This is a genomic window from Acetobacter papayae, from assembly GCF_047721125.1.
GTDB classification, from domain to species: Bacteria; Pseudomonadota; Alphaproteobacteria; order Acetobacterales; family Acetobacteraceae; genus Acetobacter; species Acetobacter papayae.
Genome location: NZ_JBDNWF010000005.1, coordinates 47,625 through 72,984, shown reverse-complemented (window position 1 = coordinate 72,984; position 25,360 = coordinate 47,625). Strand labels below are relative to the sequence as shown.

Annotated in this window: 20 protein-coding genes; 11 read left to right on the top strand and 9 right to left on the bottom strand. The window is 61.0% G+C overall.

From position 1 onward, the window contains the following. Nucleotides 1–14: 14 nt before the first annotated feature. The 8 genes from rpsK (at nt 15) to ABF757_RS03070 (ending at nt 5,303) form a co-directional block, all read left to right on the top strand. Nucleotides 15–407 (top strand): 30S ribosomal protein S11, encoded by a 393-nt coding sequence (rpsK, locus tag ABF757_RS03105; RefSeq protein ID WP_003622750.1) that lies wholly within the window; start codon nt 15–17, stop codon nt 405–407. Between the two features lie 110 nt (nt 408–517). Then, complete coding sequence (locus tag ABF757_RS03100) at nt 518–1,537, top strand: DNA-directed RNA polymerase subunit alpha (RefSeq protein WP_025860217.1); 1,020 nt, start codon at nt 518–520, stop codon at nt 1,535–1,537. Between the two features lie 31 nt (nt 1,538–1,568). After that, complete coding sequence (gene rplQ, locus ABF757_RS03095) at nt 1,569–1,994, top strand: 50S ribosomal protein L17 (RefSeq protein WP_025860218.1); 426 nt, start codon at nt 1,569–1,571, stop codon at nt 1,992–1,994. A gap of 204 nt (nt 1,995–2,198) precedes the next feature. After that, nucleotides 2,199–3,233, top strand: a complete 1,035-nt coding sequence (locus ABF757_RS03090; RefSeq protein ID WP_415480876.1) for an ABC transporter substrate-binding protein — start codon at nt 2,199–2,201, stop codon at nt 3,231–3,233. Beyond that, entirely contained in the window at nt 3,230–3,994 is a 765-nt protein-coding gene (locus ABF757_RS03085; protein WP_025860220.1) for an ABC transporter permease, read from the top strand. Before ABF757_RS03090 ends, ABF757_RS03085 begins: the two co-directional genes overlap by 4 nt. Then, nucleotides 3,991–4,758: an ABC transporter ATP-binding protein gene (locus ABF757_RS03080; protein WP_415480875.1), complete on the top strand. Its 768-nt coding sequence runs from the start codon at nt 3,991–3,993 to the stop codon at nt 4,756–4,758. The genes ABF757_RS03085 and ABF757_RS03080 overlap by 4 nt, the downstream gene beginning before the upstream one ends. 103 nt (nt 4,759–4,861) lie before the next feature. Beyond that, entirely contained in the window at nt 4,862–5,095 is a 234-nt protein-coding gene (locus tag ABF757_RS03075; protein ID WP_415480874.1) for a hypothetical protein, read from the top strand. 31 nt (nt 5,096–5,126) lie between these two features. After that, nucleotides 5,127–5,303, top strand: a complete 177-nt coding sequence (locus ABF757_RS03070) for a DUF1328 domain-containing protein (RefSeq protein ID WP_025860222.1) — start codon at nt 5,127–5,129, stop codon at nt 5,301–5,303. An 80-nt stretch (nt 5,304–5,383) separates the two neighbouring features. Here ABF757_RS03070 and ABF757_RS03065 read toward each other — a convergent pair whose 3' ends face one another. From ABF757_RS03065 to ABF757_RS03045, 5 genes are all read right to left on the bottom strand, one after another. After that, a complete protein-coding gene (locus tag ABF757_RS03065) occupies nt 5,384–6,940 on the bottom strand; it encodes an efflux transporter outer membrane subunit (RefSeq protein WP_025860223.1) in 1,557 nt (518 codons plus the stop codon). Next, the gene (locus ABF757_RS03060) at nt 6,940–10,254 is read right to left on the bottom strand and encodes an efflux RND transporter permease subunit (RefSeq protein ID WP_415480873.1); all 3,315 of its coding nucleotides are present in this window, start codon (nt 10,252–10,254) and stop codon (nt 6,940–6,942) included. The genes ABF757_RS03065 and ABF757_RS03060 overlap by 1 nt, the downstream gene beginning before the upstream one ends. Next, nucleotides 10,251–13,436 (bottom strand): efflux RND transporter permease subunit, encoded by a 3,186-nt coding sequence (locus ABF757_RS03055; RefSeq protein WP_415480872.1) that lies wholly within the window; start codon nt 13,434–13,436, stop codon nt 10,251–10,253. The genes ABF757_RS03060 and ABF757_RS03055 overlap by 4 nt, the downstream gene beginning before the upstream one ends. Further along, on the bottom strand, nt 13,433–14,656 hold the full coding sequence (locus ABF757_RS03050) for an efflux RND transporter periplasmic adaptor subunit (RefSeq protein ID WP_025860225.1): 1,224 nt from the start codon (nt 14,654–14,656) through the stop codon (nt 13,433–13,435). The genes ABF757_RS03055 and ABF757_RS03050 overlap by 4 nt, the downstream gene beginning before the upstream one ends. 223 nt (nt 14,657–14,879) lie before the next feature. Then, complete coding sequence (locus tag ABF757_RS03045) at nt 14,880–16,274, bottom strand: MFS transporter (RefSeq protein ID WP_415480871.1); 1,395 nt, start codon at nt 16,272–16,274, stop codon at nt 14,880–14,882. A 127-nt stretch (nt 16,275–16,401) separates the two neighbouring features. On the opposite strand from ABF757_RS03045, the gene ABF757_RS03040 reads away from it, so the two are divergent. From ABF757_RS03040 to ABF757_RS03030, 3 genes are all read left to right on the top strand, one after another. After that, entirely contained in the window at nt 16,402–16,707 is a 306-nt protein-coding gene (locus tag ABF757_RS03040) for a CsbD family protein (protein ID WP_025860226.1), read from the top strand. A 139-nt stretch (nt 16,708–16,846) separates the two neighbouring features. After that, nucleotides 16,847–17,473, top strand: coding sequence for a ribonuclease HII (locus tag ABF757_RS03035; protein ID WP_415480870.1), 627 nt, complete (start codon nt 16,847–16,849; stop codon nt 17,471–17,473). Continuing rightward, complete coding sequence (locus ABF757_RS03030) at nt 17,473–18,597, top strand: site-specific DNA-methyltransferase (protein WP_415480869.1); 1,125 nt, start codon at nt 17,473–17,475, stop codon at nt 18,595–18,597. Before ABF757_RS03035 ends, ABF757_RS03030 begins: the two co-directional genes overlap by 1 nt. A gap of 33 nt (nt 18,598–18,630) precedes the next feature. On the opposite strand, the gene ABF757_RS03025 is transcribed toward ABF757_RS03030, so the two are convergent. The 4 genes from ABF757_RS03025 to ABF757_RS03010 all read right to left on the bottom strand — a co-directional run bounded on the left by ABF757_RS03025 (nt 18,631) and on the right by ABF757_RS03010 (nt 25,223). After that, nucleotides 18,631–19,215 (bottom strand): ankyrin, encoded by a 585-nt coding sequence (locus tag ABF757_RS03025; RefSeq protein WP_035370485.1) that lies wholly within the window; start codon nt 19,213–19,215, stop codon nt 18,631–18,633. A gap of 106 nt (nt 19,216–19,321) precedes the next feature. Beyond that, nucleotides 19,322–21,514: a VWA domain-containing protein gene (locus ABF757_RS03020; protein ID WP_415480868.1), complete on the bottom strand. Its 2,193-nt coding sequence runs from the start codon at nt 21,512–21,514 to the stop codon at nt 19,322–19,324. Continuing rightward, nucleotides 21,511–24,324: a DUF4159 domain-containing protein gene (locus ABF757_RS03015; RefSeq protein WP_415480867.1), complete on the bottom strand. Its 2,814-nt coding sequence runs from the start codon at nt 24,322–24,324 to the stop codon at nt 21,511–21,513. The genes ABF757_RS03020 and ABF757_RS03015 overlap by 4 nt, the downstream gene beginning before the upstream one ends. Beyond that, nucleotides 24,321–25,223, bottom strand: a complete 903-nt coding sequence (locus tag ABF757_RS03010) for a DUF58 domain-containing protein (RefSeq protein ID WP_415480866.1) — start codon at nt 25,221–25,223, stop codon at nt 24,321–24,323. The genes ABF757_RS03015 and ABF757_RS03010 overlap by 4 nt, the downstream gene beginning before the upstream one ends. Nucleotides 25,224–25,360: the final 137 nt, after the last annotated feature.

Below are 25,360 nucleotides of genomic sequence, written 5' to 3'. Positions count from 1 at the left end.
TGAGGTAAAAAGACATGGCGAAAGCCGCAACACCGCGTATTCGCAAAAAAGAACGCAAGAACATTATTTCCGGCGTGGCGCACGTGCTCTCCACGTTCAACAACACCATGATCACCATTTCCGATGCTCAGGGGAACGCGATTTCCTGGTCTTCGGCTGGTGCGCAGGGTTTCAAGGGGTCACGGAAATCCACGCCGTATGCGGCACAGGTTGCGGCTGAAGATGCCGGGCGCAAAGCGCGCGAACACGGTATGGAAACGCTGGAAATCGAAGTGTCCGGCCCCGGTTCGGGCCGTGAAAGCGCTCTGCGTGCCCTGCAGGCCGTTGGTTTCACGATCACGTCTATCCGTGATATGACGCCGGTTCCGCACAATGGATGCCGGCCGCGCAAGCGTCGCCGCGTCTAAGCGCCTGATCCATCTGACAGCTTTCTCATGAAAGCTGTCAGATGGACGTTGTGTCCACTTCAGAGAAATCGCTGCCAGGCAGTGGTTTTTCGTATTGAAAGGCCGGTACGTTGGTCCTTCAGAAAAACTGGCAATCTCTGATCAAGCCCGAAAAGCTTGAAGTCGAATCCGGAGTGGAGCCCGCACGTATTGCAACCGTAGTGGCCGAACCGCTTGAACGCGGCTTTGGTATGACACTGGGTAATGCACTGCGGCGTATCCTTCTGTCTTCCCTTCAGGGGGCGGCGGTTACGGCGGTTCAGATTGATGGCGTTCTGCACGAGTTTTCGTCCGTTTCGGGCGTGCGTGAAGATGTCACGGATATCGTGCTGAACATCAAGCAGCTTGCGCTGCGGATGCATGGCGAAGGCCCCAAGCGCATGGTGCTGACGGCCACGGGTCCGGGCGAAGTGCGCGCCAGCCAGATCCAGACCGGGCATGATATTGAAATCATGAACCCCGATCTCGTGATCTGCACGCTCGATGATGGCGTCAAGCTGGGCATGGAGTTCATTGTCAACATGGGTAAGGGCTATGTCCCTGCAGCAGCGAACCGGCCGGAAGACGCGCCGATCGGGCTGATCCCGGTTGATGCGATCTACTCGCCCGTCAAGCGCGTGTCTTACAAGGTTGACCCGACCCGTGTTGGTCAGGTGACTGACTATGACAAGCTGCTGTTGACGGTTGAAACCAACGGTGCGGTAACGCCTGAAGATGCGGTGGCTCTGGCTGCCCGTATTCTGCAGGATCAGCTTCAGCTGTTCATCAACTTCGATGAGCCGCGTCCGGTTCAGGCTGATGAGCCTGAAGACGACCTGCCGTTCAACCGCAATCTGCTGCGGAAGGTGGATGAGCTCGAACTGTCTGTTCGTAGCGCAAACTGCCTGAAGAACGACAATATCATCTACATTGGGGATCTGGTTCAGAAGAGCGAGCAGGAAATGCTTCGCACGCCGAATTTTGGCCGTAAGTCCCTGAATGAAATCAAGGAAGTCCTGACCTCTATGGGACTGGCCCTTGGCATGAACGTGCCGGCCTGGCCGCCGGAAAATATCGAAGAGCTGGCCAAGCGGCTTGATGAGCCGTTCTGAGCTGACTTTTCATCGATTTAGGAACTGAACCATGCGTCACCGTGTTGCCGGCCGTAAGCTCGGCGTTACTTCTTCCCATCGTGCAGCCATGTTCCGCAACATGGCTGTTGCCCTGATCAAGCACGAGCAGATCACGACGACCCTGCCCAAGGCGAAAGAACTTCGCCCGGTTGTGGAAAAGCTGATCACGCTCGGCAAGCGGGGCGACCTGCATGCTCGCCGTCAGGCTTTTGCTCAGCTGCGTGATGATGTGATTGTCCGCAAGCTGTTCGCTGCTGTGGCGGAACGCTACAAGGGCCGCAACGGTGGTTACACCCGCGTTCTGCGCGCTGGCGTGCGTTATGGCGATGCCGCTCCCATGGCGGTGATCGAACTGGTTGACCGCGATGTGAGCGCGAAGGGCCAGGACAGCGGCCCCCGCCCGCAGGTGGAAGACTCTCAGGATCTGGCGGCCTGATTTTACTCAGCCCCGGAACAGGAAAAGCTGGCTCTTCACGGAGCCAGCTTTTTTTACGTGTGCATGCTTGCTTTGGCGGATAGCCAGCGCATCGAGAGTGCTTTTGATTGTGTGGAATAGATATTCCACGATTTATTATTGCAACATATAGTCGGGTTCCATCCTTGCACGATTTTGTTGCGTGGGTAGGAGTGAGAGGATCATATGATGCGTAGGTTTTTCAGTGTGCTTTTGGGCGCGCTGCTGCTGATGGCGGCAGCATTCAGCCCGGCCCGGGCCGCGGAGACGATCCGGATTGGTTATATTCCGGTGCTGGGTTCATCCGCGCTGTTTGTTCTGGATGGCAAGGGCTGGGCGAAGGAAGCCGGGCTGGATGTGGAACTGGTGCGGTTTACATCCGGGCCGCAGGCTATTCAGGCACTGACATCGGGCAGAATTGACGGCTACGTGGCCGGGGTGCTGCCGCTGTTGCAGGCTCGCGCGCATGGCGTGGACGTGAAGGTAGTGGCCGCTGCGTCGATCGAGGAACTCTCGGTTGTGGCGCGTGGCAAGCTGGCTGCGGAACTGCCCAAGGACGGAACCGCCCTGACCCCCGCTATCGTCAAGGCCGCACTGGAACGCTTTACGACCGAGCAGGGGCACCCCCCGCGCATTGCGGCACAACCGCCCGGCTCTGTTCCTGACACCCTGCTACGCTACTGGCTGAAAAAGCAGCTTGGTTTTGCGGACCCTGCAAAGGCGGCCTCTATCGTAGGTGTGGGTATTGATGCGGCACAGCAGGCTTTTCTGGCTGATGCGGTGGATGCCGTTGTGCTGCGTGAACCTGCTCTGACGGTGGTTGATATCAAAGTGCCGGATTTGCGGGTGCTTGCAACCGGGCATGACATGATGCCCGAGCAGCCGGGCTCGGTGCTGGCGCTGGTTAAACCCGATGCGGCCGACCATCAAGCATGGGCGAAAACACTGACAGCGCTTTTTGTGCGCGCCACCACGCTGCTGGCCCAGCACCCGGATGAAGCACTGCCGTATGTGCAGAAAGCTTTGGGTGGCGGCATGCTGGATGATGCCGTGCTGAAAAAAGCTCTCGAACATTCAGCGCCGTATTTCATCAGTGACCCCAGCCGTATCGAGGCAGGTGTTGCGGCATTGCAGGATTTCGAAGTCGAACTAGGCCTGCTGCGCAAGGCTGACCCGGTGAGCGACCTGTTCAATAAGACCTTGTGGCAGACCGCACCGTGAAAGAACGCCTGAGCAGTCGCTTACGTCTGGGGCTTGGCATCTTTGGTCTGGCTGTTTTTTTCGGTAGTTGGCAGGCGGCGGTGCGGCTTGGCTGGCTACCGGGCAATATGGTGCCAGCACCACTGGACCTCGGCCCCGCATGGTTGGCGGAAGTCAGGGGCGGGTTCTGGCAGCAGGCTATTCAGGACAGTCTGGGGCATTACTGCCTCGGGCTGCTGATTGGTTCCACGCTGGGTACTGGGGTGGGCCTGCTCTGCGGCATGAACCGTATTCTGGACAGTCTGCTCGAAGGGGTGGTGCGTCTACTCAGGCCCGTGCCGGGGTTGGCATGGGTGCCTTTTGCCATTCTGTGGTTTGGCCTCAGCACGGCGGGGGCAACGTTTGTTATCGCTATTTCAGTGTTCTGGATTAATTTCTATGCGGCCTATGGGGCGGTGCGTGGCGTTGACCCGGAGTTTTTCGAGCTTGCCGCGGCCTTTGGTCATGGTGGCTTTATGGCGCGCCTGCTCAAAGTGGTGCTGCCGGCCTCCATGCCGGGTATTCTGGCAGGACTGCGTACAGGGCTGGGGCAGGGCTGGATGTCTGTTGTGGCGGCTGAACTGTTCGGGGTGCCGGGCATTGGTGCGCGTATGATGCAGGCTTCCAGCCTGTTGGCCACCGATGTTGTGGTGGTGTACATGCTGACGATGGCGCTGCTTTACGCCATTACCGATTTTCTGTTCGGCTTTGTTCGGGGATATTTGCTCAAGTGGCAGCCATGACGGACGCGACGTGTGTTGCCAGCCTTGAGCAGGCCGGTTTTTCGCATGATGGCGGTGCGCATTTTGTTTTCAGGCATGTCAGCCTGACACTGACGCGCGGCGAGTTTGTGGCCGTGCTCGGGCCTTCGGGCGTGGGTAAGTCGACCTTGCTGCGGGTGCTGATGGGGCTGGTACAGCCTACGGAAGGGCAGGTGGGCGGTGTGGCCTGTGCCGCCGGGGCAGTGGCCTCACAAGCGCCAGGCAGGCGTAGCCGGGCCATGGTCTTTCAGGATGCGCGGCTGCTGCCATGGCGCTCGGTTTTGCGCAATGTCGAGTTCGGGCTGGAAGGGCTGGGCCTGAACAGGGCTGAGCGTGACCGGCGTGCGCGTGAGGCCCTGCGGCTTGTTGGACTGGAGCAGGAGGGCGGGCGCTGGCCTCGCAGGCTTTCAGGCGGGCAGAGACAACGTGTGGGTGTGGCCCGCGCACTGACGGTCGATCCTGACCTGCTGCTGATGGATGAGCCATTTGGCGCGCTTGATGCCATTACCCGTACGGGGTTGCAGGATGAACTGCGCCGGATCTGGCAGCAGACAGGCAAGACGGTTCTTTTCGTTACCCATGATATTGAAGAAGCACTGCGCCTTGCCACACGGATTATTGTGCTGGCAGGAGGCTCACCCGCCCATATTGTAGGCGAAATCCAGCCGACAGAGGCGCAGAGAAACCCTGAAACGCAGGACTTCGCGCAATGTGCCGCCCAGTTGCGGGCGTTGATCGCGCATTAAAAAGCCGGGTGCCAAAGCTCTGCTTGGCCGAGCTTTGGCACTTGTTGTGCATCCAGAGGCGATTTGCTGCGTTATCGTATCAAGAAGCAGGAAGGCGTTTTGCATGAGCAGGCATGACGGAGCCAGATACAGGCTGGAAGAGGGTATCAACCCTTTGCGTGACGGGGCTGAAGGTGTTTTCAGTCATGTCCGTGGGTATGATGCGCTTGGGCCTGCACAGCGCAGTCTGGCGGTGGATAGGCTGCGCGATGGGGTGATTGACCGGCCCCGTACTACCCTTGTGCTGGCGGCTGGTGTGGCAGCACTTGTGGGCGTTTTTCTGCGGCGTTTTGGATAAGTTTTCTGGGTAATGGATAAGGAGAGCGGACGTGCTTAAGCTGGCTTTGTTTTTTCTGGTTATTTCGCTTGTCGCTGGTCTGTTCGGCTTTGGCGGCATTTCATCTGCCGCGGCAGGCATGGCCAAAATTCTGTTCTTTATCGCCATTGTCCTGTTTGTCGTGTTTCTGGTGGTGGCGCTCCTTGCCGGACGCGCGGTTATGAAATAGCGCAAAAAAACCCCGTCTGGTTTTCCAGGCGGGGTTTTAAGAGAGATAAACCAAAAAGGGCCGGAACCGACGCTTGGGTGTCAGTTCCGGTCTTTTTGTATGAAGCTGGGCAGGAACGGATTGTCTTTCTGCATGGAGTTCTTGCTGGGCAGGGAGGCGGCATCCCAGCCACCGCCCAGTGCCTCGATCAGGCTGACGGAATCCACCATACGGCTCTGCTGTATCTGGAGCGCTGTCTCGGCGTTGGACAGGGCGGTGACTTCCGCCGTGATGACGGTCGTATAAATCTCGGTGCCCGCCAGATACTGATTGAAGGAAATACTGGCGGCCTTGTTCGCGGCACTCAGGGCGATGTCCTGCTGGGAGGCCTGATCGGACAGGATGCGCAGGTTGGAAAGCTGGTCTTCCACATTCTGCAGGGCGGTCAGCACTGTCTGGCGATAGGTGGCGGTGTAGTAGTCGTAATTGGTATTGGCTTCACGCACGGCGGCGGTGCGCGAGCCCCCTTCAAACAGGGTTTCTGTGGCGGAAGCCCCAAGAGACCAGATGCGGTTGACGACCTGCACCAGCGTGCCCACGGGGTCACCACTATAGGAATAGGAGGCGGTCAGCTTAACATCGGGATAGAAGGCGGCAAGGGCAGCCCCTATCTGGGCATTGTATTCTTCCATCCGGCGTTCGGCAGCGGCAATGTCAGGGCGTCTTTGCAGCAGGGCGGCGGGAACACTAACCGGAATGGCAGGGATGGTGCGTGTCAGTTCCCCACGCGGGATGGACAGGTCAGCCGGAGGCTTGCCGATCAGGATAGCAATGGCATGCTCGTACTGCGCACGGTTGATACCGGTGGCAATGGCCTGCGCGCGGGTCTGCTCAAGCTGGGTTTTGGCCTGCATCAGGCTGGTGGGGTCGGCTGTGCCCGCATCATACTGGTTTTTGGTGATCTGGTATGAACGCTCGTAAAAAGCCACGTTGCGCTGGAGCAGATCATACAGGCTGTCCTGATAGCGCAGGTTGAAATACGCGGTGGCAAGCTGCGCCTGATAGGACAGGGTTGCATTGGCCAGATCCGCCGCCGATGCCTGTGCTTCTGTAACCTGTGCCTGAATCTGCCGGCGTATCTTGCCCCACAGATCAAGGTCCCATGAGGCGCTTGGCCCCATGGCATAGGTGTTTTCGGTTGTGTTGGTTGTATCGCCAGAGGTGGTGCTCTGCCCGTAATTGATGATCGTGCCGGATGAGCGCGAACCAACACCTGAGCTTTGCCGGTTAAAGGACAGTGAGCCGCTCAGCGTTGGGTATAACTGGGCGCGGACGGCGTTGATGGTGGCCCGCGCGTTGCGGTAGCGGGCTTCGTATTCGCGCACATTCTGGTTGTTGAGTGCGACCTGCTCCTCAAGCTGGTTGAGCAGGGGGTCATTGTAGATTTCCCACCATTTGCCTTTGGGCAGTTCGGCAAGATGTGGCTGTGCGTAATCCCAGCCGGATGCGGGCCGCAACTCCTTGAAGGCAGGAGAGATGATGGCAGAGGGCCGCTTGTAATCCGGGCCCACCATGCACCCTGTGGCCACCAGCGGTATCAGCAGGGGGGCAAGGCGCGTGAGTGCGGTGGACGGAAGGCGGAAAAATGGCTTGACCATCAGCGAACCTGTTTGGCGGTACGGTGGAAACGGGAATGAAGCCGGGCCTGTAAATTCTGGATACGAAGGCGCAGCCCATCGAAGGCGAGATAGATAACGGGTGTAGTGTACAGCGTCATGGCTTGACTGACGATAAGCCCACCCACAATGGCAATCCCCAGCGGGCGGCGCAGTTCGGAACCATAGCCGTTGGCGATGATAAGGGGGGCAGCCCCCAGAGCGGCGGCGGCAGAAGTCATCATGATCGGGCGGAAGCGCAGCAGGCAGGCGGTGCGAATGGCCTCAAGCGGAGAAAGCCCCTGTTCGCGCTCGGCCATGATGGCGAAATCAACCAGCATGATGGCGTTTTTCTTGACGATACCAATCAGCAGGATCACCCCGATCAGCGCGATAAGGGAAAACTCCTCGCCTGCAAGTTGCAGCGCCAGCAGCGCGCCCACCCCGGCGGAAGGCAGGGTGGAAAGAATGGTCAGCGGGTGGATGTAGCTCTCATACAGGATGCCGAGCGTGACATACACCGCGACCAGAGCGGCAAGAATCAGCAGCGGTTCGTTGTTGACCGCTTTCTGGAACTGCGCGGCATTGCCTGCAAAGCGCCCGTGAATGGTATCGGGCATATGTAGCGCCAGCCGTGTGGCGTCGATAATCTGGGTGGCTTCCCCCAGCGATACGCCTTTGGCAAGATTGAAGGAGAGGGTGCTGGCCACCACAAGCCCCTGATGGTTGACGGCCAGTGCGGTCTGGCCGGGCACAAGGGTTGTTACCAGTGTCAGCGGCACCATGGTTTCGGATGAGGTGCTGACGGCTGACCCGGTCGAGGCCCCGTTGCCGCCCGCCAGTGTATTGGCAATCTGGTTGCGGAAAGACAGTGCGCTCATGCTGGTCGAAGTCTGGCTACTGTCTGTATCGCGCACGCGGATGGTGTTGGAACTCGTACCCCCACCGGCAGAGCCCCCCGCGACACTGACCCAGACCTGCATCAGACTATTGGGGGTGGACCACTGGGCCGGGTCGGCTTCCATGATGATGCGGTACTGGTTGAGGCGGTTATAAATGACGGAAGCCGCACGCTGGCCAAAGGCATCAAACAATGTATTGGAGATAAGCTGGGGCGTGAGGCTGACGCGTGCAGCCGTGTCACGGTCGATTTTGGTGGCAATGGCGGCACCTCCCACCTGCATGTCGGAGGAAAGGCTGGTCAGTTGCGGGTGGGTGCGCAGGGCGGCCAGCAGCTTGTTGCTCCACTCATAGAGTGCCGTGGCATCGTCGCTTTCCAGCGTGTACTGATAGGCGGCATTGCTTTCGCGTGCGCCGGTGCGCACGGCACCGGGCTGCATCAGAAAGAAATCCACCCCCACAACATGGCGTAGCTTGCGGTTGATGCGCGCGATCAGGTCGGTTGGGGTGTCATTACGCTCTGACTTGTCCTTGAGTTCCAGAAACAAATTGGCCTGATTAGCTGTGCCGCGCCCGCCGATAAACGAGGAGACCCCCGATACATCCCGGTCATGCAGCAGGATATCCTGAATATAAGCCAGCTTTTGTGTCAGCGCCGTAAAGGAAATGGACTGGTCCGCCTGCAGGTGGCCCATGAGCATGCCCGTATCTTCAACGGGAAAGAACCCCTTGGGCATGCGCACGAATAGGGCGGCTATCAGCACCAGTGTCAGCGGCAGGCTGCACAGCACCAGCTTGTGATGGCGCAGCGCTATATCGAGCGTGCGGACATAAAAGGCCTGCGTGGCGTTCAGCACGGTTTCAGCCAGCCTGCCGGGGTGCAGCCGCGACAGCAGATTACGCCAGCGCCCGCCGGTGGTGGGGGCCGGGGCAGCACTGGAGGGTTTGAGCAGCATGGCTGCCATCATGGGGGTGAGGGTGAGCGAGAGCACCAGAGAGACCATGATGGTGATGGCGACCGTCATGGCGAACTCATGGAACAGCCGCCCCGCCAATCCGCCCATGAGCAGGATGGGTAGGAAAACCGCGATCAGGGAGATGGAAATGGAAATAACCGTAAAGGCGACTTCGCTACTGCCCAGAATGGCGGCCTTGCGGGGCGGCATGCCCTGTTCAATGTAGCGGGCGATATTTTCCGTCACCACAATGGCATCATCCACCACAAAGCCGGTGGAGACCGTCAGCGCCATGAGCGACATGTTGTCGAGCGAAAAGCCCAGAAGCGCCATGAACCCGAATGTGGCGATAATGGAGGTGGGCACCACCACGGCGGGGATCAGCGTCATGCGCGGCGAGCGCAGAAACAGCAGCACCACCAGAATGACCAGCACCACGGAAATGAAGAGCGTTAGCTGCGTGTCCGCCAGTGCTGCGCGAATGGTCAGGGAGCGGTCCAGCCCGATATGCAGGTCAACCCCGCCGGGCAGGGCCGCTTTGAGCATAGGCAACTGTGCTTTGATCTGATCCACGGTGTTGATGATATTGGCACCGGCCTGTGCGAAGGTCACGGCAATGACCGAGGGCTGGCCGTTGTAATAGCCTGCATTGCGCAGGTCTTCCACGCTGTCGCGCACATCGGCCACATCCGCCAGCCTTACGGGACGGCTGTTGCGCCAGGCGATGATGAGATCACGGTAGTCCTGCGCCTTGGTGACCTGATCATTGGTATCGAGCGTAAAGCGCTGCCCTGCCTGATCGATAATGCCTTTGGGGGTGTGGGCGTTGGCCGAGGCAAGGGCCGCGCGCACATCTTCAAACCCAATCCCGTAATGGAACAGGGGTAGGGGGTTTATTTCAGCCCGGATGGCAGGCATGGCGCTGCCGGTGATATCGACCTGCCCGACCCCTTGAATGGAGGACAGGTGCTGCATGAGCACATTGGTGGCGTAATCGTAAAGCTGGGCGCGGCTATGGGTTTTGGAGGTCAGGGTCAGGATCAGGATAGGCGCGCCGTTGGGGTTTGCCTTGTGGTAACTGGGGTTCTGCCGCAGGGTGGAGGGCATGTCTGCCCGTGCGGCCTGTAGGGCGGCCTCCACATCGCGCGCGGCACCATTGATATCGCGGTTGAGAGAGAACTGAAGCGTGATGCGCGTGGTGTTCTGCGAGGATTGCGACGTCATTTCCGTGACATCGGCAATCTGCCCCAGTCGCCGCTCCAGCGGGGCGGCAACCGAGCTTGCGATTTCTTCTGGCGAGCCACCGGCCTGCCGCGCCATGACCTGAATAACCGGCAGGTCCACATTGGGCAGGTCGGCCACGGGTAGGGTTCTGTAACCCAGAATACCGCCCAGTATGGCGGCTACGGCCAAAAGAATGGTGGCAACCGGCCTGTCTATGAAAAACCGGCTGACTGTCACGGGTTTGCAGGCCCGGAGGCCGTGTTGGGTGTGGTGCTTACAGGCTGGTGGCTACGTTTTTTCCACCGCTGCGCCCATGTGTCGAGCGTGAGGTAAATGACCGGCGTGGTGAACAGCGTCAGCAGTTGCGAGAGCGCCAGCCCGCCAATAATGGCCAGCCCCAGCGGGTAGCGCAGTTCAGACCCCGTGCCGTGGGAAATAACCATGGGCACCGCCCCCAGCATGGCGGCCAGCGTGGTCATGAGAATGGGCCTGAAACGCAAGGTGGCCGCGGTGCGGATGGATTGCAGGGAGTCCATGCCATGTTCGCGCTCGGCTTCAAGGGCAAAGTCGATCATCATGATCGCGTTTTTCTTTACGATACCGATCAGCAGCACGATGCCGATAATGCCCATGATATCCAGCCCTGTTCCCGCGATCATGAGGGTGAGCAAGGCACCAATGGCAGCGGAAGGCAGCGTGGACAGGATGGTGATGGGGTGGATGAAGCTCTCGTACAGGATACCCAGCACGATATAGACCGCGATCAGAGCCGCTGCGACCAGAAAGAGTTCGTTGCTGAGCGAGCCTTCAAAGGCGGCGGCGGTGCCCTGAAACGATGTCTGGAAGGAGGAGGGCAGGCCGATCTGTTTTTCCACCCGGCGGATAGCAGCCGTGGCATCACCCAGCGCGTAACCGGGGCGCAGGTTGAACGAAATCGTGGTGGCAGGGAACTGGCCAAAATGCGTCAGCAGCAGGGGCGCTGTTTCTTCGCGCATGGAAGTCACGCTGGCCAGCGGCACCAGCCCGGCGGTGGGCTGGCGTGTGGGGCCGGAGGTGCTGCTCCCTGTATTGCTGCTGATGCCCGGCAGGTAAAGCTGGTTGAGCGATGAGAGGTTACCCTGAAAGCGCGGGTCGGCTTCCAGAATGACGCGATACTGGTTGGACTGGGTGTAGATGGTCGAAATCTGCCGCTGGCCGAAGCTGTCATACAGCACGTTATCGACGGTCTGCGGCGTGATGGAGTAGCGCGCACCTGTTGGCCGGTCGAGCGTGACACGTGCTACCAGCCCTTCGGCCTGAAGGTCGGACGTGACATCGGCCAGAGCCGGTTCCTTGCGCAGCAGTTCGAGCAGTTTCGGCACCCAGACCTTGAAGGCGTTGTAGTCCGGGTTTTCGAGCAGGAACTGGTACTGCGTGGCGGTAACGGTCGTATCGAGCGAGAGGTCCTGCACGGGTTGCAGATACAGCTTTATGCCCGTGACAGAGGCGGTTTCCTGCTCCAGCCGCTGGGCGATGAGGGTGGCGGAGGTGGAGCGGCTGTCATGTGGCTTGAGGTTGATCAGAAAGCGCCCCTGATTGAGCGTTGCGTTCTGCCCGTCCACCCCGACGAAGGAGGAGAGCGAGAGTACGTCAGGGTCGCGCAGCAGAACCTTGGCCAGTTCCTGCTGGTGCGTTTTCATGTTGTCGAACGAGATGTTCTGCGCGGCCACGGAAATGCCCTGTAGCACCCCGGTATCCTGTACGGGAAAGAACCCCTTGGGGATCATCCAGCCCAGAACGCCCGTCAGAACAAGGGTGCCCGCTGCCACCAGCAGGGTCAGCCCCCGGTGCACAAGCACCACGTCCAGCATGCGGTCATAGGCCGCGATCAGCTTTTCGGTGGCGACTTCCATCTGGGCGGACCAGCGCGCGAACATGCCCGAGGCCTCGGTGTCGTGTTCGCGTTCAGACAAAATGCGCGCGCACATCATCGGCACGAGGGTGAGCGAGACAATGGCGGAAATAACGATGGTGGTGGCCAGTGTCAGGGCAAATTCATGGAACAGTCGGCCCACAACATCGCTCATGAACAGCAGCGGGATCAGCACCGCTATGAGCGAGATGGTGAGCGAGATAATGGTAAAGCCGATTTCGCCAGCCCCTTTCAGGGCGGCGGTCATGCGGTCTTCTCCCGCCTCGATATAGCGCGAGATATTCTCGATCATGACAATGGCATCATCCACCACAAAGCCGGTCGCGATGGTGAGCGCCATAAGCGAAAGATTATCGAGCGAGAAATCCAGCAGATACATGATGGCCAGCGTGCCGATGATCGATAGCGGCACCGACAGGCTGGGAATGATGGTGGCGGGGATATTGCGCAGGAATACGAAAATAACCGCAACCACCAGCACAAGGGCCAGAAACAGTTCGAACTGCACATCGGCCACGGAGGCGCGGATGGTTGTGGTGCGGTCGGTCAGCGGAACAATATCGATACCCGGCGGCAGGGTCTGGCGTAGTGCGGGCAGCGCGGCCTTGATGTTGTCCACCACCGAAATCACGTTAGCGCCCGGCTGGCGCTGAACATTCATGATCAGTGCAGGCGTGAGGTTGGACCATGCCGCAAGCTGGGTGTTTTCCGCGCCAATAATGACCTGCGCCACATCGCGTATGCGCACCGGCCCGCTGTTCTGATAGGCGATAACCTGATTGAGCAGCATGTCCGTGTTGGTAATCTGCCCGTCAACACGCAGGGTTGCCGCGCGGTGTGCGCCATCGAACGTGCCGGTGGGCGAGTTCACGTTCACATTGCCAATGGTGGTGCGCAGGGTGTCGAGATCAATCCCGTAGGAGGTCAGCTTGGGAATGTTGACCTGAACCCGGATAGCCTTGCGGTTACCCCCCGAAAGGGTAACAAGCCCCACGCCTGAAATCTGGCTGATTTTCTGCGCCAGACGGGTATCCACATAGTCTTCCACCTCGGGCAGCGGAATGGTGGAGGAACTGATACCCAAGGTGAGCACGGGCGTATCTGCCGGGTTGACCTTGGCATAGACCGGAGGGGCGGGCAGGTCGGTTGGCAGCAGGGAGTTGGCCTGATTGATGGCGGCCTGCACTTCCTGCTCCGCCACATCCATGGACATGGACAGGTCGAAACGCAGCGTAATGACCGAGGCCCCGCCCGATGAGCGCGATGTCATCTGATCGAGACCGGGCATCTGCCCGAACTGGGTTTCCAGCGGTGCAGTAATGGATGTTTCCATTACATCTGGCCCGGCACCGGGGTAGAAGGTCTCAACCGTTATGGTGGGGTAATCGACCTGCGGTAGGGCTGATATGGGTAGGAAATGGTAGCCCAGCAGTCCGGCCAGAAAAATGGCCAGCATCAGCAGCGTGGTGGCGACAGGCCTGCGGATGAAAAGGGCCGAAGGGTTCACGGCGCGTTACCGCTGGCAGGGGCGGCGGGAATGGAAACCCCTATGCCTTCGCGCAGATGGTCGGTGCCGTCGGTTACAACCTTGTCACCCGCGTTCAGGCCCGTTGTCACCACCGTGTTGGTGCCGTCCGAAATGCCGGTGGTCACGGGTTTGACGGTTACGGTGTTGTCGGCCTTCACCACATAAACGAACAGGCCAGAAGGCCCGGTCTGTATGGCGGTGGCGGGCAGCAGTAGTACGTTGTCGAGCGTGCGCACCAGCAGGCGGGCATTCACGAACTGGTTGGGGAAGAGATGCTCATCCGCATTGGGGAAGATGGCACGCAGGCGCACCGTGCCGGTGGCGGTGTCGATCTCGCTATCCAGCGCGCTGACCGTGCCATCCGCGATCTTGCTGGTGTTGGTGCTGTTCCAGGCTTCGACCGACAGCTCCTTGTGTGCACGCAACTCGTCCGCCACCTGCGGGAGCTGGTCTTGCGGCAGGGTGAAAATAACCGAGATGGGCTGCATCTGAGCCAGTACGGCCAGCCCGCCTGACTGTCCGGCTGTGACGTAGTTGCCCCTGTCCACGGCCCTGATTCCGATACGCCCGTCAACCGGTGCGGTAATATGGCAGTAGATGAGCTGGAGTTTTTCGTTATCCACCTGTGCCTGATCGGATTTGACCGTACCTTCAAGCTGCTTGACCGTAAACTGCTGATCTCGCGCGGTTTTGGCGTCGATACTGTCCTGACGGATCAGCTTCTGGTAGCGGGCATTGTCCACGCGGGCCTGATCAAGCTGGGCCTGATCGCGCTCCAACTGGCCCTCGTACTGTTCAAGCAGCACCTGATAGGGGCGGGGGTCAATGATGGCCAGCAGGTCGCCCTTGTGGACATGCTGGCCTTCCTTGAACAGAACCTCCATCAGGTAGCCATCCACGCGGGTCTGTACGGTGACGTTGGTAATGGGAATGACCGTGCCGAGTTCGGTCAGCACCACGGGCATGGAGCCAGCTTTTACGGTTTGCACGGCTACAGGCTGCTTTTCTGCATCGGCGGATGTGCCGTGTTTGCCGCCATGGCCTGCATTGTCTCCGCTATGGGGGCGCAGGAAGGCAAAACCCAATATGCCGATAGCGGCCACACCAACGCCTGTCAGTACCAGCTTCCGCCTGCGCGAGGGGGCGGGCGCCTGCGTGGAAGAGGGAGGCGTGGAAGGGGCCTTGTTGTGTTCGTCCATGAGGCGCGCTGCTCGTTTTTACCAGGGTTGTGGAAGGCTGACAGGAAAAGGGGGGCGACGCGGAACCGTAAGTCTCTGGCCGGGAAGGCCTGTTGCTGGCGGACTGTATTGCATGTCTTGTGGCTAAATTCGGGCACGCTGGTTTGCGGTGCATTGAACGTGCCCCGCCACAGCGCATTGTGGCGGGGTCCGGGTTATCTGTCCAGCGTGTGGTGTGCTTGCCTTAACTGCGGTTGCCGCTCATGTCTGCTCCGGCGGAAGGACGCATGGTGCCGGCTATGGGAGTTGCCAGCAGGGAAATGCCCCCCGTCACCAGCAGAGCGATGGAAAAATCGTTCAGCGTCGGCTCACTCTGGCCAGACAGGGCATTGAGCACCGTAAGCGTGCCTGCCGCGATACAGATCCCGCTTGAGAGCATGATCTGCTGCATGGTCGAATACAGGCTGGTGGCCGCACTCATGCGGTTGGGCGGAATATCTGCATAAGCGACTGTATTATAAGCAGAAAACTGCACGGCCTGCGCCGCGCCAGCCATAACCAGCACGATGGAAATGGTCCACATAGGCATAGGCGGGCGGTAGCCAGCGATCAGGGCAAAAATAACGGCTGCGGACAGGCCGTTGATCATCAGCACTCGGCGAAAGCCCCAGCGTTTGAGAATGGCGGGCACCAGTGGACGAATGGCGATAGAGCCCAGTGGCCCAACAAATGTGACAATACCGCTCTGGGCCGCGTTCAGCCCCGCGCCGATCTGCAAAAAGGTGGGCAGCAGGAAGGGGAGCGAGCCCACGGCAATGCGCGAGGCCGCTCCCGCCACGAGCGAAATGCGGAAGGTGGCAAAGCGCATCAGCCGGAAATCCAGCAGTGGCTCGGTAATCCGGCTTGCATGGCGCGCATAGACGGCCATAAGCACCACGCCCCCGGCTAGCAGACTGACCAGCACGGGCCAGCCCGCCGCATCATGGCTGAACAGTTCGGCCAGAATGGACAGGGTGGCCAGTCCGCCTCCGGCCAGCACCATGCCTTTGAGGTCAAACGGAGGGGGTGAGGGCTCGCGCACCTGCGGGATAAAGCGCCATGTCATCAACAGCCCCAGTATGCCCACGGGAATGTTGAGATAAAAATTCCACCGCCATGAAAACCATGTGGTGATGAAACCACCCACAACCGGCCCCATAAGTGGGCCGAGTGTTGCAGGGAGCATCATCCACGCCATGGCGCGCACAAGATCCTGGCGGGGGGTATCCCGAATGACGACAAGCCGCCCTACAGGTACCATTAGCGCCCCGCCCGCGCCTTGCAGCATGCGCATGATAGCCAGAAACGGCAGCGAATGCGCAATGCCGCAGAAAATGGAGCAAACCAGAAAGACGCTGATAGCCAGACTGAGAATGGTGCGGCTGCCAAGCCTGTCCGCCAGCGCTCCAGATGCGGGAATAAAAATAGCCAGCCCGATAATATAGGATGTCAGGGCTACGGAAGTTGCAACCGTATCGACATGCAGATCATGCGCGATGGCGGGCAGTGCCGTAGCCAGAATGGTGCCATCGAGTTGTTCCATGAAGAACATGGCGGAGACAGTAAGGGCCGTGAGTTGGATACGGTTAGGAAAAGCCATGCCTGCGTGGGAACCCTAGTCAGCGTTATGTTTTTGCGGTCTGATAGGTTCAGACAACCGTAAAGCCGGGATCACGCCCGATACGCGGACCGTGGACCAAGCGGTTGGAGAAGGGAGGACTATGGTCATGGCTGATGACAAAATCAAGAAACTGGAAAACAGAGCCGAAGGCGTCGCCAAGGATGTGCAGGGTCACCTGAAAGATGCCGTTGGCGGATTGACAGGGGATGTCGGCCTGCAGGCGGAAGGCAAGTTCGACCAGTTCGCCGGGCACATGCAGCAGGATTTTGCTGATCTGTACGACGAAGGCGAGGGTGTGGTGGAAAAGGCCGTAACCCTCGTGCGCGACAAGCCCCTGCTGGCTCTTGGCGTTGTTTCCTTTGTCGGGATCGTGCTGGGCTGGCTGCTCGCACCGCGTTCAAAGCGGTCCTGAAAAAAATCATTTCATCAGGACTCTTGCGTTCCTAGGTGAAAAAATGCTTCTCCTTCCCCACGGAGTCGCAGTTAGAGCGACTCGGTTATTTTAGCCGAGTCGCTCAAAACGAGCGATCAGTTGGACGGAACGAGGGGCAATGCCGGATTTCAGGCGTGAACAACAGCATGGCGGACGTGTCGCCGGGGTAGACGAAGTGGGCCGTGGCCCGCTCGCTGGCCCCGTGGTGGCGGCTGCGGTGGTGTTTGCGTCCGGTGTGCCAGATGATCTGGCCAGCCTGATCGATGATTCCAAAAAACTGAAACCAGCCATGCGCGAGGCCATTGCGGCCCGGCTGCCCGGTGTGCCGGGGGTGGAAATCGGTCTGGGTGCAGCTTCCGTTGCGGAAGTGGACCGGCTGAACATCCATCATGCAGCCCATCTGGCCATGCAGCGCGCCGTGGCCCGGCTGCCGCAGATGCCCGACCACGTGCTGGTGGATGGCAACAAGCTGCCCAGCTTTGGCTGCAGTGCCGAGGCACTGGTGGGTGGCGACGGGCTGAGCCTGTCCATTGCTGCCGCCTCCATCGTGGCCAAGGTGGTGCGTGATCGCATCATGGCGCGGCTGGATGTGCGCTGGCCCGATTACGGGTGGGACGGCAACGCGGGATACGGCACGCAGGCGCACAGGCATGCGCTGGTGCAGGTGGGGGTTACCCCCCACCACAGGAAGACATTCGGTACGGTACGGCGGCAGTTGGAACTGGCAGGAGCGGCAGGGCAGTGATGAGCGGCATGAAAAAATCGGTTCCCATGGAACTTCCTCTCGACAGGATTATCCGTGGTGAATGCGTGGATGTAATGCGCGGCCTGCCCAGTGGGTCGGTGGACTGCATTTTCGCGGACCCGCCGTATAACCTGCAACTCCGTGGCGAACTGCGCCGCCCTGACGATACGCTGGTCGATGGCGTTGACGATGAGTGGGACAAGTTTTCCGATCTGGAAGAATATGACCGCTTTACCCGTGCATGGCTTTCCGAGGCCCATCGCCTGCTGCGCAAGGATGGCACGATCTGGGTGATCGGCTCCTACCACAACATTTTCCGTCTGGGTGCGATTCTGCAGGATCTGGGGTTCTGGATCCTTAACGACATCGTATGGCGCAAATCCAACCCTATGCCGAATTTCCGTGGTCGCCGCTTTACCAATGCGCATGAAACGATGATCTGGGCTGCCCGTGGGCCGGATAGCCGCTACCGTTTCAACTATCAGGCCATGAAGGCGCTGAACGACGATGTGCAGATGCGCTCGGACTGGTATCTGCCCCTGTGTACCGGCAATGAACGCCTGCGTAACGAACACGGGCTGAAGCTGCACCCGACGCAAAAGCCCGAAAGCCTGCTGCACAGGGTGCTGGTTGCCTCCACCACGGTGGATGATGTGGTGCTTGATCCGTTCTCAGGTTCGGGCACGACAGCGGCCATGGCGCGGCGGCTGCGGCGGCACTTTATCGGGATCGAGCGCCACCCGGACTACATCGAGGCTTCACTGGCGCGGATCGCGCGTGAGCAGCCTTTGCCTGAAGACGTTGTGCAGACAACGCAGGACCGGCGCGAGGCCCCGCGGGTGCCGTTTGGCAGTCTGGTGGAGCAGGGCGTGATCGTAGCGGGTACGGTGGTGTGCGATAAAAAACAGCGCCTGCAGGCAACGGTCTCACCAGATGGCACGCTGGTTAGCGGCACGCATCGTGGTTCTATCCACAAGCTGGGAGCGCAACTGACTAACGCGCCCTCATGCAACGGCTGGACGTTCTGGCATTTTGAGCGTGAAGGAGCACTTCTGCCGCTTGATGTGCTGCGTCAGGAAAGCCTGCAAATGGTCGCTGCTAATAACGCGAACGCGCAGGGCTGATAATTCGCCCCGCCCGTAAGGGCTGGTGGCAGTTTAGCTGCCACCAAACCCGAGGAACCCGGCGGAAGGCTGGGCAACGCCCCCCGTGGAATCATAACCATGTCCCGCCGGAGCGGTGTCGGCCCGCGCGGCGTTGATCCCGCCGGTAACAACGGGGCGCCCCGCGTCCATACCCTGATTGGCGTAGTCTGAGCCGACCCGGTCATCCGACGTGCGCAGAGACAGCAGCAGGAAGGTTATGGGGTTGCGGTTGAGGTCGATGGACATTTCCAGCGGCGTTTGCCCCAGAATATTGTGCCCACCCAGATCAGCCCCACGGTTCACGGCATCCTTGGCCGCAGCAACGCTGCCACGGTTAATGGCCTCGAACAGAGCGCTCGTGGGCTCCACATCCTTGCCAATACGGTCGCCGTCATCCTCGTCCATCCCTTCCGAGCCCGGAATGGCGGAAGGGGGGGCAGCGCGCTTGGCGGCCTTGGCGCTTTCCGCTTTCTGCGATGCCTCCTCAGCCGCGCCCTGTTCTTCCTCTTCGGAAGCAGCAAGGGCGGGGGAGACATGGAAGTGGGCCAGGCTACAGAACAGCAGGGCGCAGGTAACAGGGCGGAATAAGCGGTTCATGATCTGTCCATTGATGCGCGATGCCAAATATTACCACACCCCCCAGATGTCGCAAAGGAGCACACCGATTCGCCATGAAGAGGCAAGGCGCTCTTAAGCGGTGCCATCAGCGGGGGCGGCGCCCTTCGCGCCACCATGCACCCAGTATCAGCGGCAGTGCCAGTAGCAGATAGACCCATGTTGGCAGCAGTGGTGCGGCTGTCCGCCCGGTTACGGTATGGGCACCGCGTGCGGGAAAAGCCAGCCAGTCCGCCCCGTGCAGGTCGGATGAACTGGCAACACGGGTGGATGGCACGTGCAGCGTGTCGGGAGAATCTCCCAGCCAGAACACGCCACCACCCGTCTGGCGGGTGATGGAATCAAGCTTGCTTGCAGTTGCGCGCAGGGTGGCAAATTCCGCCGGGTCTGCCTGCACGGGGGCAGCATAGGTTGTGTGTGTGCCATCGCTGATCTGCCAGATACCGTTTTCCGTGGCGGGCAGTGTGGCCCGGAAAGTGCCGGGGTCCTGCGCATCTGGGTGCAGGGTTACAGTTTGGGTGGCGCCGGAAGGCGCTGTCACGCTCACCGTGTTGGCCGGGTCGTTGGAAACACTGTGGCGGGTAATGCTCAGCACGCCATCGGACAGGCTGGCGGCAAGTTGTTCTTCCTCCAGCTCTGGCTCTTTCATCAGCCAGTGCGAAATCCGCCGCAGTAACTCGGCCTGTGGTCCGCCGCCGCCCTCGCCCCGTGACCAGAGCCAGATCTGGTCAGACAGGAGCAGGGCCACGCGGCCACGGTCCACATGATCGAGCAGCAGCAGGGGCGCGCCATCCGGCCCGTTCATCAGCACTTCGCCATGGGTGCGGTCCGGGCGCAGGGCGCGGTACCATGGCCCCCACGAGCTTGTGCCATCCGTAGCTCCGTCCGTGCCACCCGGCGGTGGTGCGCCGTTGGCAGATGGAGCGGGCAGCCCCTGCGGTGCGCCGGGCAGGGCGGCCGTAACTGGGTGCCTGCGGCCAGTGGCGGTGAGTGTGGGGCGAAAACGCTGGGTGATGATGCTGTTTTCAAACGGCACATGGGCAGGCAGCACATCGCCCACCGGGGTATCTTGCAAGGAGCCGGGGCCAACAAATTCCGGCCCCGCCGTTAGCAGCAGGCCACCGCCCTGACGTACAAAATCCGCAATATTCTCAAGGTAGAGACGCGGTAGAATGTGGCGGTTTTCAAACCCGTCGAGAATGATCAGGTCGAACTGGCGGATTTTTTCCTGAAAGAGTTCACGCACGGGAAAGGCGATAAGCGCCAGATCGGACAGCGGCGTTCCGTCATCTTTTTCCGGCGGACGCAGAATGGTGAAGTGGATCAGGTCCACTGCCGGGTCGGCCTTGAGCAGCCTGCGCCAGACCCGTTCACCCTGATTGGGCGTGCCCGATACCAGCAGCACGCGCAGCCTGTCACGAATGCCGGTGATGGTCACGACAGTCTGGTTGTTGATGGTCGAAACCTCGCCCTCCAGAGGAGAAACCGCAAGGCTGACTAGCAACTGGCCGGGATGGGCCACATGCACGGTAATGTCCTGCGGGGTGCCTGTCTGCACAGGTACTGTGCGCGCGGCTTCGCCATTGACGCGCACACTCAGTGTGGCGGGCGTGCCGTCATGCGTGCCCGGTCCGGCATCCTGCACCCGCACGCGCAAATGCGCATCCTGCCCGGCTATGGCGTAAGGGGGGGCTTCTAGTAACTCAAGCCTGCGGTCGGTTTCCTCGCCTTTGGCGCTGAGCAGCACATGCAGGGGCAGGGTGGTATGGTGGCTGCCATTGCCTGCCGGGCGCAGCCTGTCGGGGATGGTTTCTGGGGTGTCGAGGTTCTGGCCATCTGTCAGCATGACAGCCCCGGCAAAGCGTGCAGGCGGAATATCCGCCGCCGCCTGATCGAGCGCTTCAAACAGTCTGGTGCCGTCATGGCCATTTTCGCGCACGTTGACCGTGCGAAATTCAAGCCCCGGTGCTTGCGCATGTGCCAGAATATCCGCTGCCTGACGGGCAATGGCGTTTCTCTGTCCCAGAGACATGGAGCCAGAGTGATCAACCAGCAGCAGCGCGGTCTGGGGCAGGGGGTGGCTGTTTTCATGCAGGCGTTGCGGCCCGGCCAGCCACGTCAGGATAACAAGGGCGGCCCCAAAGCGGAGCAGAGCCCCGGACGGGCTGGCCCGCAACAGCCCCACGACACATAGCACCAGCGCCAGCACAGCCAGCGCCGCCAGCAGCCATAAAGGGACAAGCGGCTCAAAGGTGACAGAATGGGAAAGAAGGTCTGTCATGGCGTGTCTTCCAGCCGTTTGAGCAGCATGGGCACATGCACCTGATCGGCCTTGTAGCTACCTGTCAGGGCGTAAATCACCGCATTCAGGCCAAAGCGATAGGCCTGAACACGCTGTTCCGCCCCACCGGGCAGCACGGCATAGGGTGTGCCGCCATGGCCATCGACCGCCCATGCATGGGCCCAGTCAGCCGAGCCGATAATAACGGGGCTGACATCATCATTTTCCGCATCGCCTTCACGCGCGACCCAGAGCGGTTGCCCGGCGTAGCGACCGGGAAAATCGTGCATCAGGTAAAAAGTGTGCGCCAGCAGGTGGTGGTCTGTCATGGTTGTCAGGGGCGGGATTTGCAGCCCCGCCGTTACGCGCCGCAGGGCGTGACCTGCACTGCCACTGGTTGTGCTGCCCTCTTCGCCAGAGGCATCGTCACCCTGTGTATCGATCAGCAGGATACCGCCATGCGCCATAAAACTGTTCAGATTGGCGGTCACGGCGGGGGATGTCTCGGCATCGCCCGTTACGGGCCAGTAAATCAGCGGATAGTAGCTGAGGTCATCCTGTCCGGGGCGCACTGCGTCCGGCACACCCAGCTTGGCGGAAGTGCGGGCATTTACAAAATCCGACAGGCCCTGAAGCCCCTGACGGGAGACTTCATCCACATCGGGATGACCTGTCACTACATAAGCCAGCCGGGTTTCCAGCGCAGCACGTGGCACTGCCGGAGCCTGTGAGGTGGTTGTGGGGGGTAGGGTATCAATGGCGGAGGGCATGCTCTGCGGCGCTGCCGTGGTGGCGGGTGGCAGACTGCCCGTACCATCATCGGGGGCCTGCGCCCGTGCCGTTCCGCCAGCCAGAACCAGCCCTGCCATGAGTGTCACGGCCATTCCGCGCCGGGAGGGGAGGCGTGCCACCCGCATGAGCAGCATGGCCAGTCCGTCCACCAGCATGAGCACAAGGGCCGCCAGCAGGCTGTAACGGCCCAGCGGCCTGTCTGGCTGGCGCGTTTGTGGATCGATCAGGGTGCCGATGGGATCAGCCGCCTGCAGGGCTGTGATCTGGGTTGCGGCATTCAGGGCGCGTCGGCCATTGCGCGGGCCGTAAAGGCCGGGCGGGTGCTCGGGCGAGACCGGCGTGCTCTCAAAGGCGCTGGCCCTGAGCCCGCGTGCTGTGGCAGGCGGCGGGCCAAGATTGCCTTCGCCATCAAGGCTCAGGGCTGGAGAAAGCAGCGTGTCATCTGCTGGAATGGCAAGGCCATTGGCATGTTCTGTCAGGCGCTGGAGCATGGAAACAAACAGGCCCGACAGCGGCAGGTTGGACCAGTCCGCCGTGCTGCTGACGTGGAACAGAACCAGTGTGCCCTTGCCCATGCTGGAATAGGTAACAAGCGGTGTGCCGTCTGCCAGTCGTGCCCAGCTTTGCTCACCCAGCGTGTCGGTCGGGCTGGCGAGAACCTGTCTGCTGACCGTGACATCGGCCGGGATGGACAGCCCCCGGAAGGGCGAGAGCGCATCAAAGGGCGCGAGTTTCTGCGGCGCGCCCCATGTCATGGAACCACCAAGCTGGCGCGTGCCATCAAGCAGCGGCACCGGCAGCAGGTTATCGGCAGGGCTGGTGCCCTCATGCGGAGCTCCGGCCAGAGCTGGCCCGGCAAAGCGGATGAGCGTACCGCCTTTTTCCACCCATGCACGCACGGCCTGCTGGGTCTGGGTGCCGGTGAGTGTGCCATCAGGTGCGATCAGTACAGAAAGCGGGCGGTTCAGCAGGGTTTCGGGTGTGCCTTCATGCAGGTCTGTTGTAGGGCCGAGTGCCCGGCGGATATAAAACAGTGCGCCCACCAAGGGTGTGTCCGCCCCACCTGCCGAAAGCAGACCTACAGGGCGCATCCTGTCGGTTTCATCCATAAGGAGCGTGGTGGCCGCGCCTGAAATCCCGCGCAGGGTAATGGTTTCAACCTGATTGCGCAGTTCGGGCGGCAGGGGCAGGTGGATATCTGTCTGCGTTGCATGGGCTGGTAGAGAGAAAGGAATGGCCGCCAGTGTCGCGCCATCGGCGGTGCGAGCAAGGGCTGTCATGTCCTGCGGCATGGCGGAAGGCACCGCCAGCACACGGGCCATGATATCGCCCGAAGCCGGAGGGGGCGGTGTTAGCGCCAGCGCGGTCTGATGGGGGAAGCGCACCTCGCGCACCGGCCCGGCACCGCGCAGGGCGGAAGCAAAGCCTGTATCCTGCGGGCTGGCCACGCCATCCGCCAGATAGAATACCCCGGCATAGCCATGCTCCAAGGCACTCAACTGCTTTGCCGCCTGCGCACGGTTAACCGGCCATGGAGACGGGCGCAGGGCGTTGAGGGTTTGCTCAGCCTCGGCGGCGGCGCGGGCTTGAGGCTGGTCTTGTGCGGGCTGTTCCGTTGGGGTGGGGGCAGTTAGCAGCAGGGTTACGGGGCTTTGGGTGCGGGCCGCGTTTTCCACAATAGCCTGCGCCGTGCTGATCCGCTCCGCCCAGTCAGGAGCGGCAAATAGGCCGTTATCCATGACCAGCAGCACAGGGCCGGATGCGGTAGCGGTTTCCGTATCCTTGTGCAGGAACGGCCCGGCAAGCCCTACAACCAGCAGGCAGAAAACCAGCGCGCGGATAATGAGCAGCCACAGGGGCGAGCGCACGGCGTCTATCTGGCGGGTGCGGAGCCCGGCCAGCAGCGCCACGGGAGGGAAGGCCTGCCTGCGCGGCTGCGGCGGCGTGGCGCGCAGCAGCCACCACACCAGCGGCAGCCCTGCCAGTGCCAGCAGCAGGAAGGGGGAGGAAAAACTCATGCGGAGTGGCTCATCAGCGTATGCAGGCTCAGCAGGGCCGGGAGGGCTGTCTGGTCTGTCTGGTGCCGTGTTAGGTCGTGGCCGTAACGCGTGGCCGTGTCAGCAAGCCAACCCTCACGCGTGGCGATAAGGGAGGCATAGGCCGCGCGGATATCGGTGGTTTCAGACAGTTCAACCGGCTGTTCGCCCTCCAGCCCTGTAAACAGTACACGCCCTGCATAGGGCAGGCTGGCCTCAGCCGGGTCGCGCACTGCCAGCAGATGCGCGCGTACAGGTAGGGCAGCCAGATGGCGCAGGAAGGATTGTATGTCTTCCTGCGGGCCAAGAAAATCGCTGGCAATCAGCAGATGCGCGCGCATGGGCAGATGTACCGGCAGGCGCTGGAAAGGGGCCTGTGCGGCACTATCCGGTGTGGCTGCCAGCTCTTTATGCGCCTGCGCAATCAGCCCCATGGCCAGACGTTCCAGCGGCGGGCCACCAGTAGGTAGAGGGAACAGGCCCGAAGGCCCCGCCAGTTGCACGGTTTCTCCCGCACGGAGCAGCAGGGCGGCCATGGTCAGCAACAGGGTAATGGCGCTGTCCAGCTTGGAGGGGATGGACGGGGCCGAGCACCAGTCCATGGAGGGCGACATGTCGCACCACAGGAGAATGGTCTGGGCGGTTTCCGCTTCTTTTTCACGCACCTGCGCATGGTGGGTGCGGGCTGACTGCCGCCAGTCTATGCGCGAGGCGGGCTCTCCCGGCTGGGCCGGACGGTACTGCCAGAAACTATCACCCCACCCCGCACGGCGCTGGGGGTGTAGGCCAGCGGCCAGTGTGGCTGCGGTCTGGCGTGCGCGCAGCAGCAGGTCGGGCATGCGTGCGGCCAGTGCCGCCGCCGCTGCAGCACTGGGGGGCATGGGCGTGCCTGCGGCCCCAGTAGCAGAGGGCCGTGCTCTGGCGCGCCCTGCTGCGTGGCCGCCACCGTGGCGACCGGCCGCCGGACGCAGGAAGGCCGGAAGAAAAGAGGCGATGCGGTGCGCGAACCCGTCCAAAA

Excerpts from the sequence above, each read along its gene's own strand:
- ABF757_RS03065 (WP_025860223.1), bottom strand. The coding sequence starts at position 6,940 with ATGGTCAAGCCATTTTTCCGCCTTCCGTCCACCGCACTCACGCGCCTT.
- ABF757_RS03010 (WP_415480866.1), bottom strand. The coding sequence starts at position 25,223 with ATGCCCCCCAGTGCTGCAGCGGCGGCGGCACTGGCCGCACGCATGCCC.
- ABF757_RS03080 (WP_415480875.1), top strand. The coding sequence starts at position 3,991 with ATGACGGACGCGACGTGTGTTGCCAGCCTTGAGCAGGCCGGTTTTTCG.
- ABF757_RS03015 (WP_415480867.1), bottom strand. The coding sequence starts at position 24,324 with ATGAGTTTTTCCTCCCCCTTCCTGCTGCTGGCACTGGCAGGGCTGCCG.
- rplQ (WP_025860218.1), top strand. The coding sequence starts at position 1,569 with ATGCGTCACCGTGTTGCCGGCCGTAAGCTCGGCGTTACTTCTTCCCAT.
- ABF757_RS03035 (WP_415480870.1), top strand. The coding sequence starts at position 16,847 with ATGCCGGATTTCAGGCGTGAACAACAGCATGGCGGACGTGTCGCCGGG.
- ABF757_RS03090 (WP_415480876.1), top strand. The coding sequence starts at position 2,199 with ATGATGCGTAGGTTTTTCAGTGTGCTTTTGGGCGCGCTGCTGCTGATG.
- ABF757_RS03030 (WP_415480869.1), top strand. The coding sequence starts at position 17,473 with ATGAGCGGCATGAAAAAATCGGTTCCCATGGAACTTCCTCTCGACAGG.
- ABF757_RS03045 (WP_415480871.1), bottom strand. The coding sequence starts at position 16,274 with ATGGCTTTTCCTAACCGTATCCAACTCACGGCCCTTACTGTCTCCGCC.
- rpsK (WP_003622750.1), top strand. The coding sequence starts at position 15 with ATGGCGAAAGCCGCAACACCGCGTATTCGCAAAAAAGAACGCAAGAAC.
- ABF757_RS03050 (WP_025860225.1), bottom strand. The coding sequence starts at position 14,656 with ATGGACGAACACAACAAGGCCCCTTCCACGCCTCCCTCTTCCACGCAG.
- ABF757_RS03040 (WP_025860226.1), top strand. The coding sequence starts at position 16,402 with ATGGCTGATGACAAAATCAAGAAACTGGAAAACAGAGCCGAAGGCGTC.
- ABF757_RS03020 (WP_415480868.1), bottom strand. The coding sequence starts at position 21,514 with ATGACAGACCTTCTTTCCCATTCTGTCACCTTTGAGCCGCTTGTCCCT.
- ABF757_RS03075 (WP_415480874.1), top strand. The coding sequence starts at position 4,862 with ATGAGCAGGCATGACGGAGCCAGATACAGGCTGGAAGAGGGTATCAAC.
- ABF757_RS03025 (WP_035370485.1), bottom strand. The coding sequence starts at position 19,215 with ATGAACCGCTTATTCCGCCCTGTTACCTGCGCCCTGCTGTTCTGTAGC.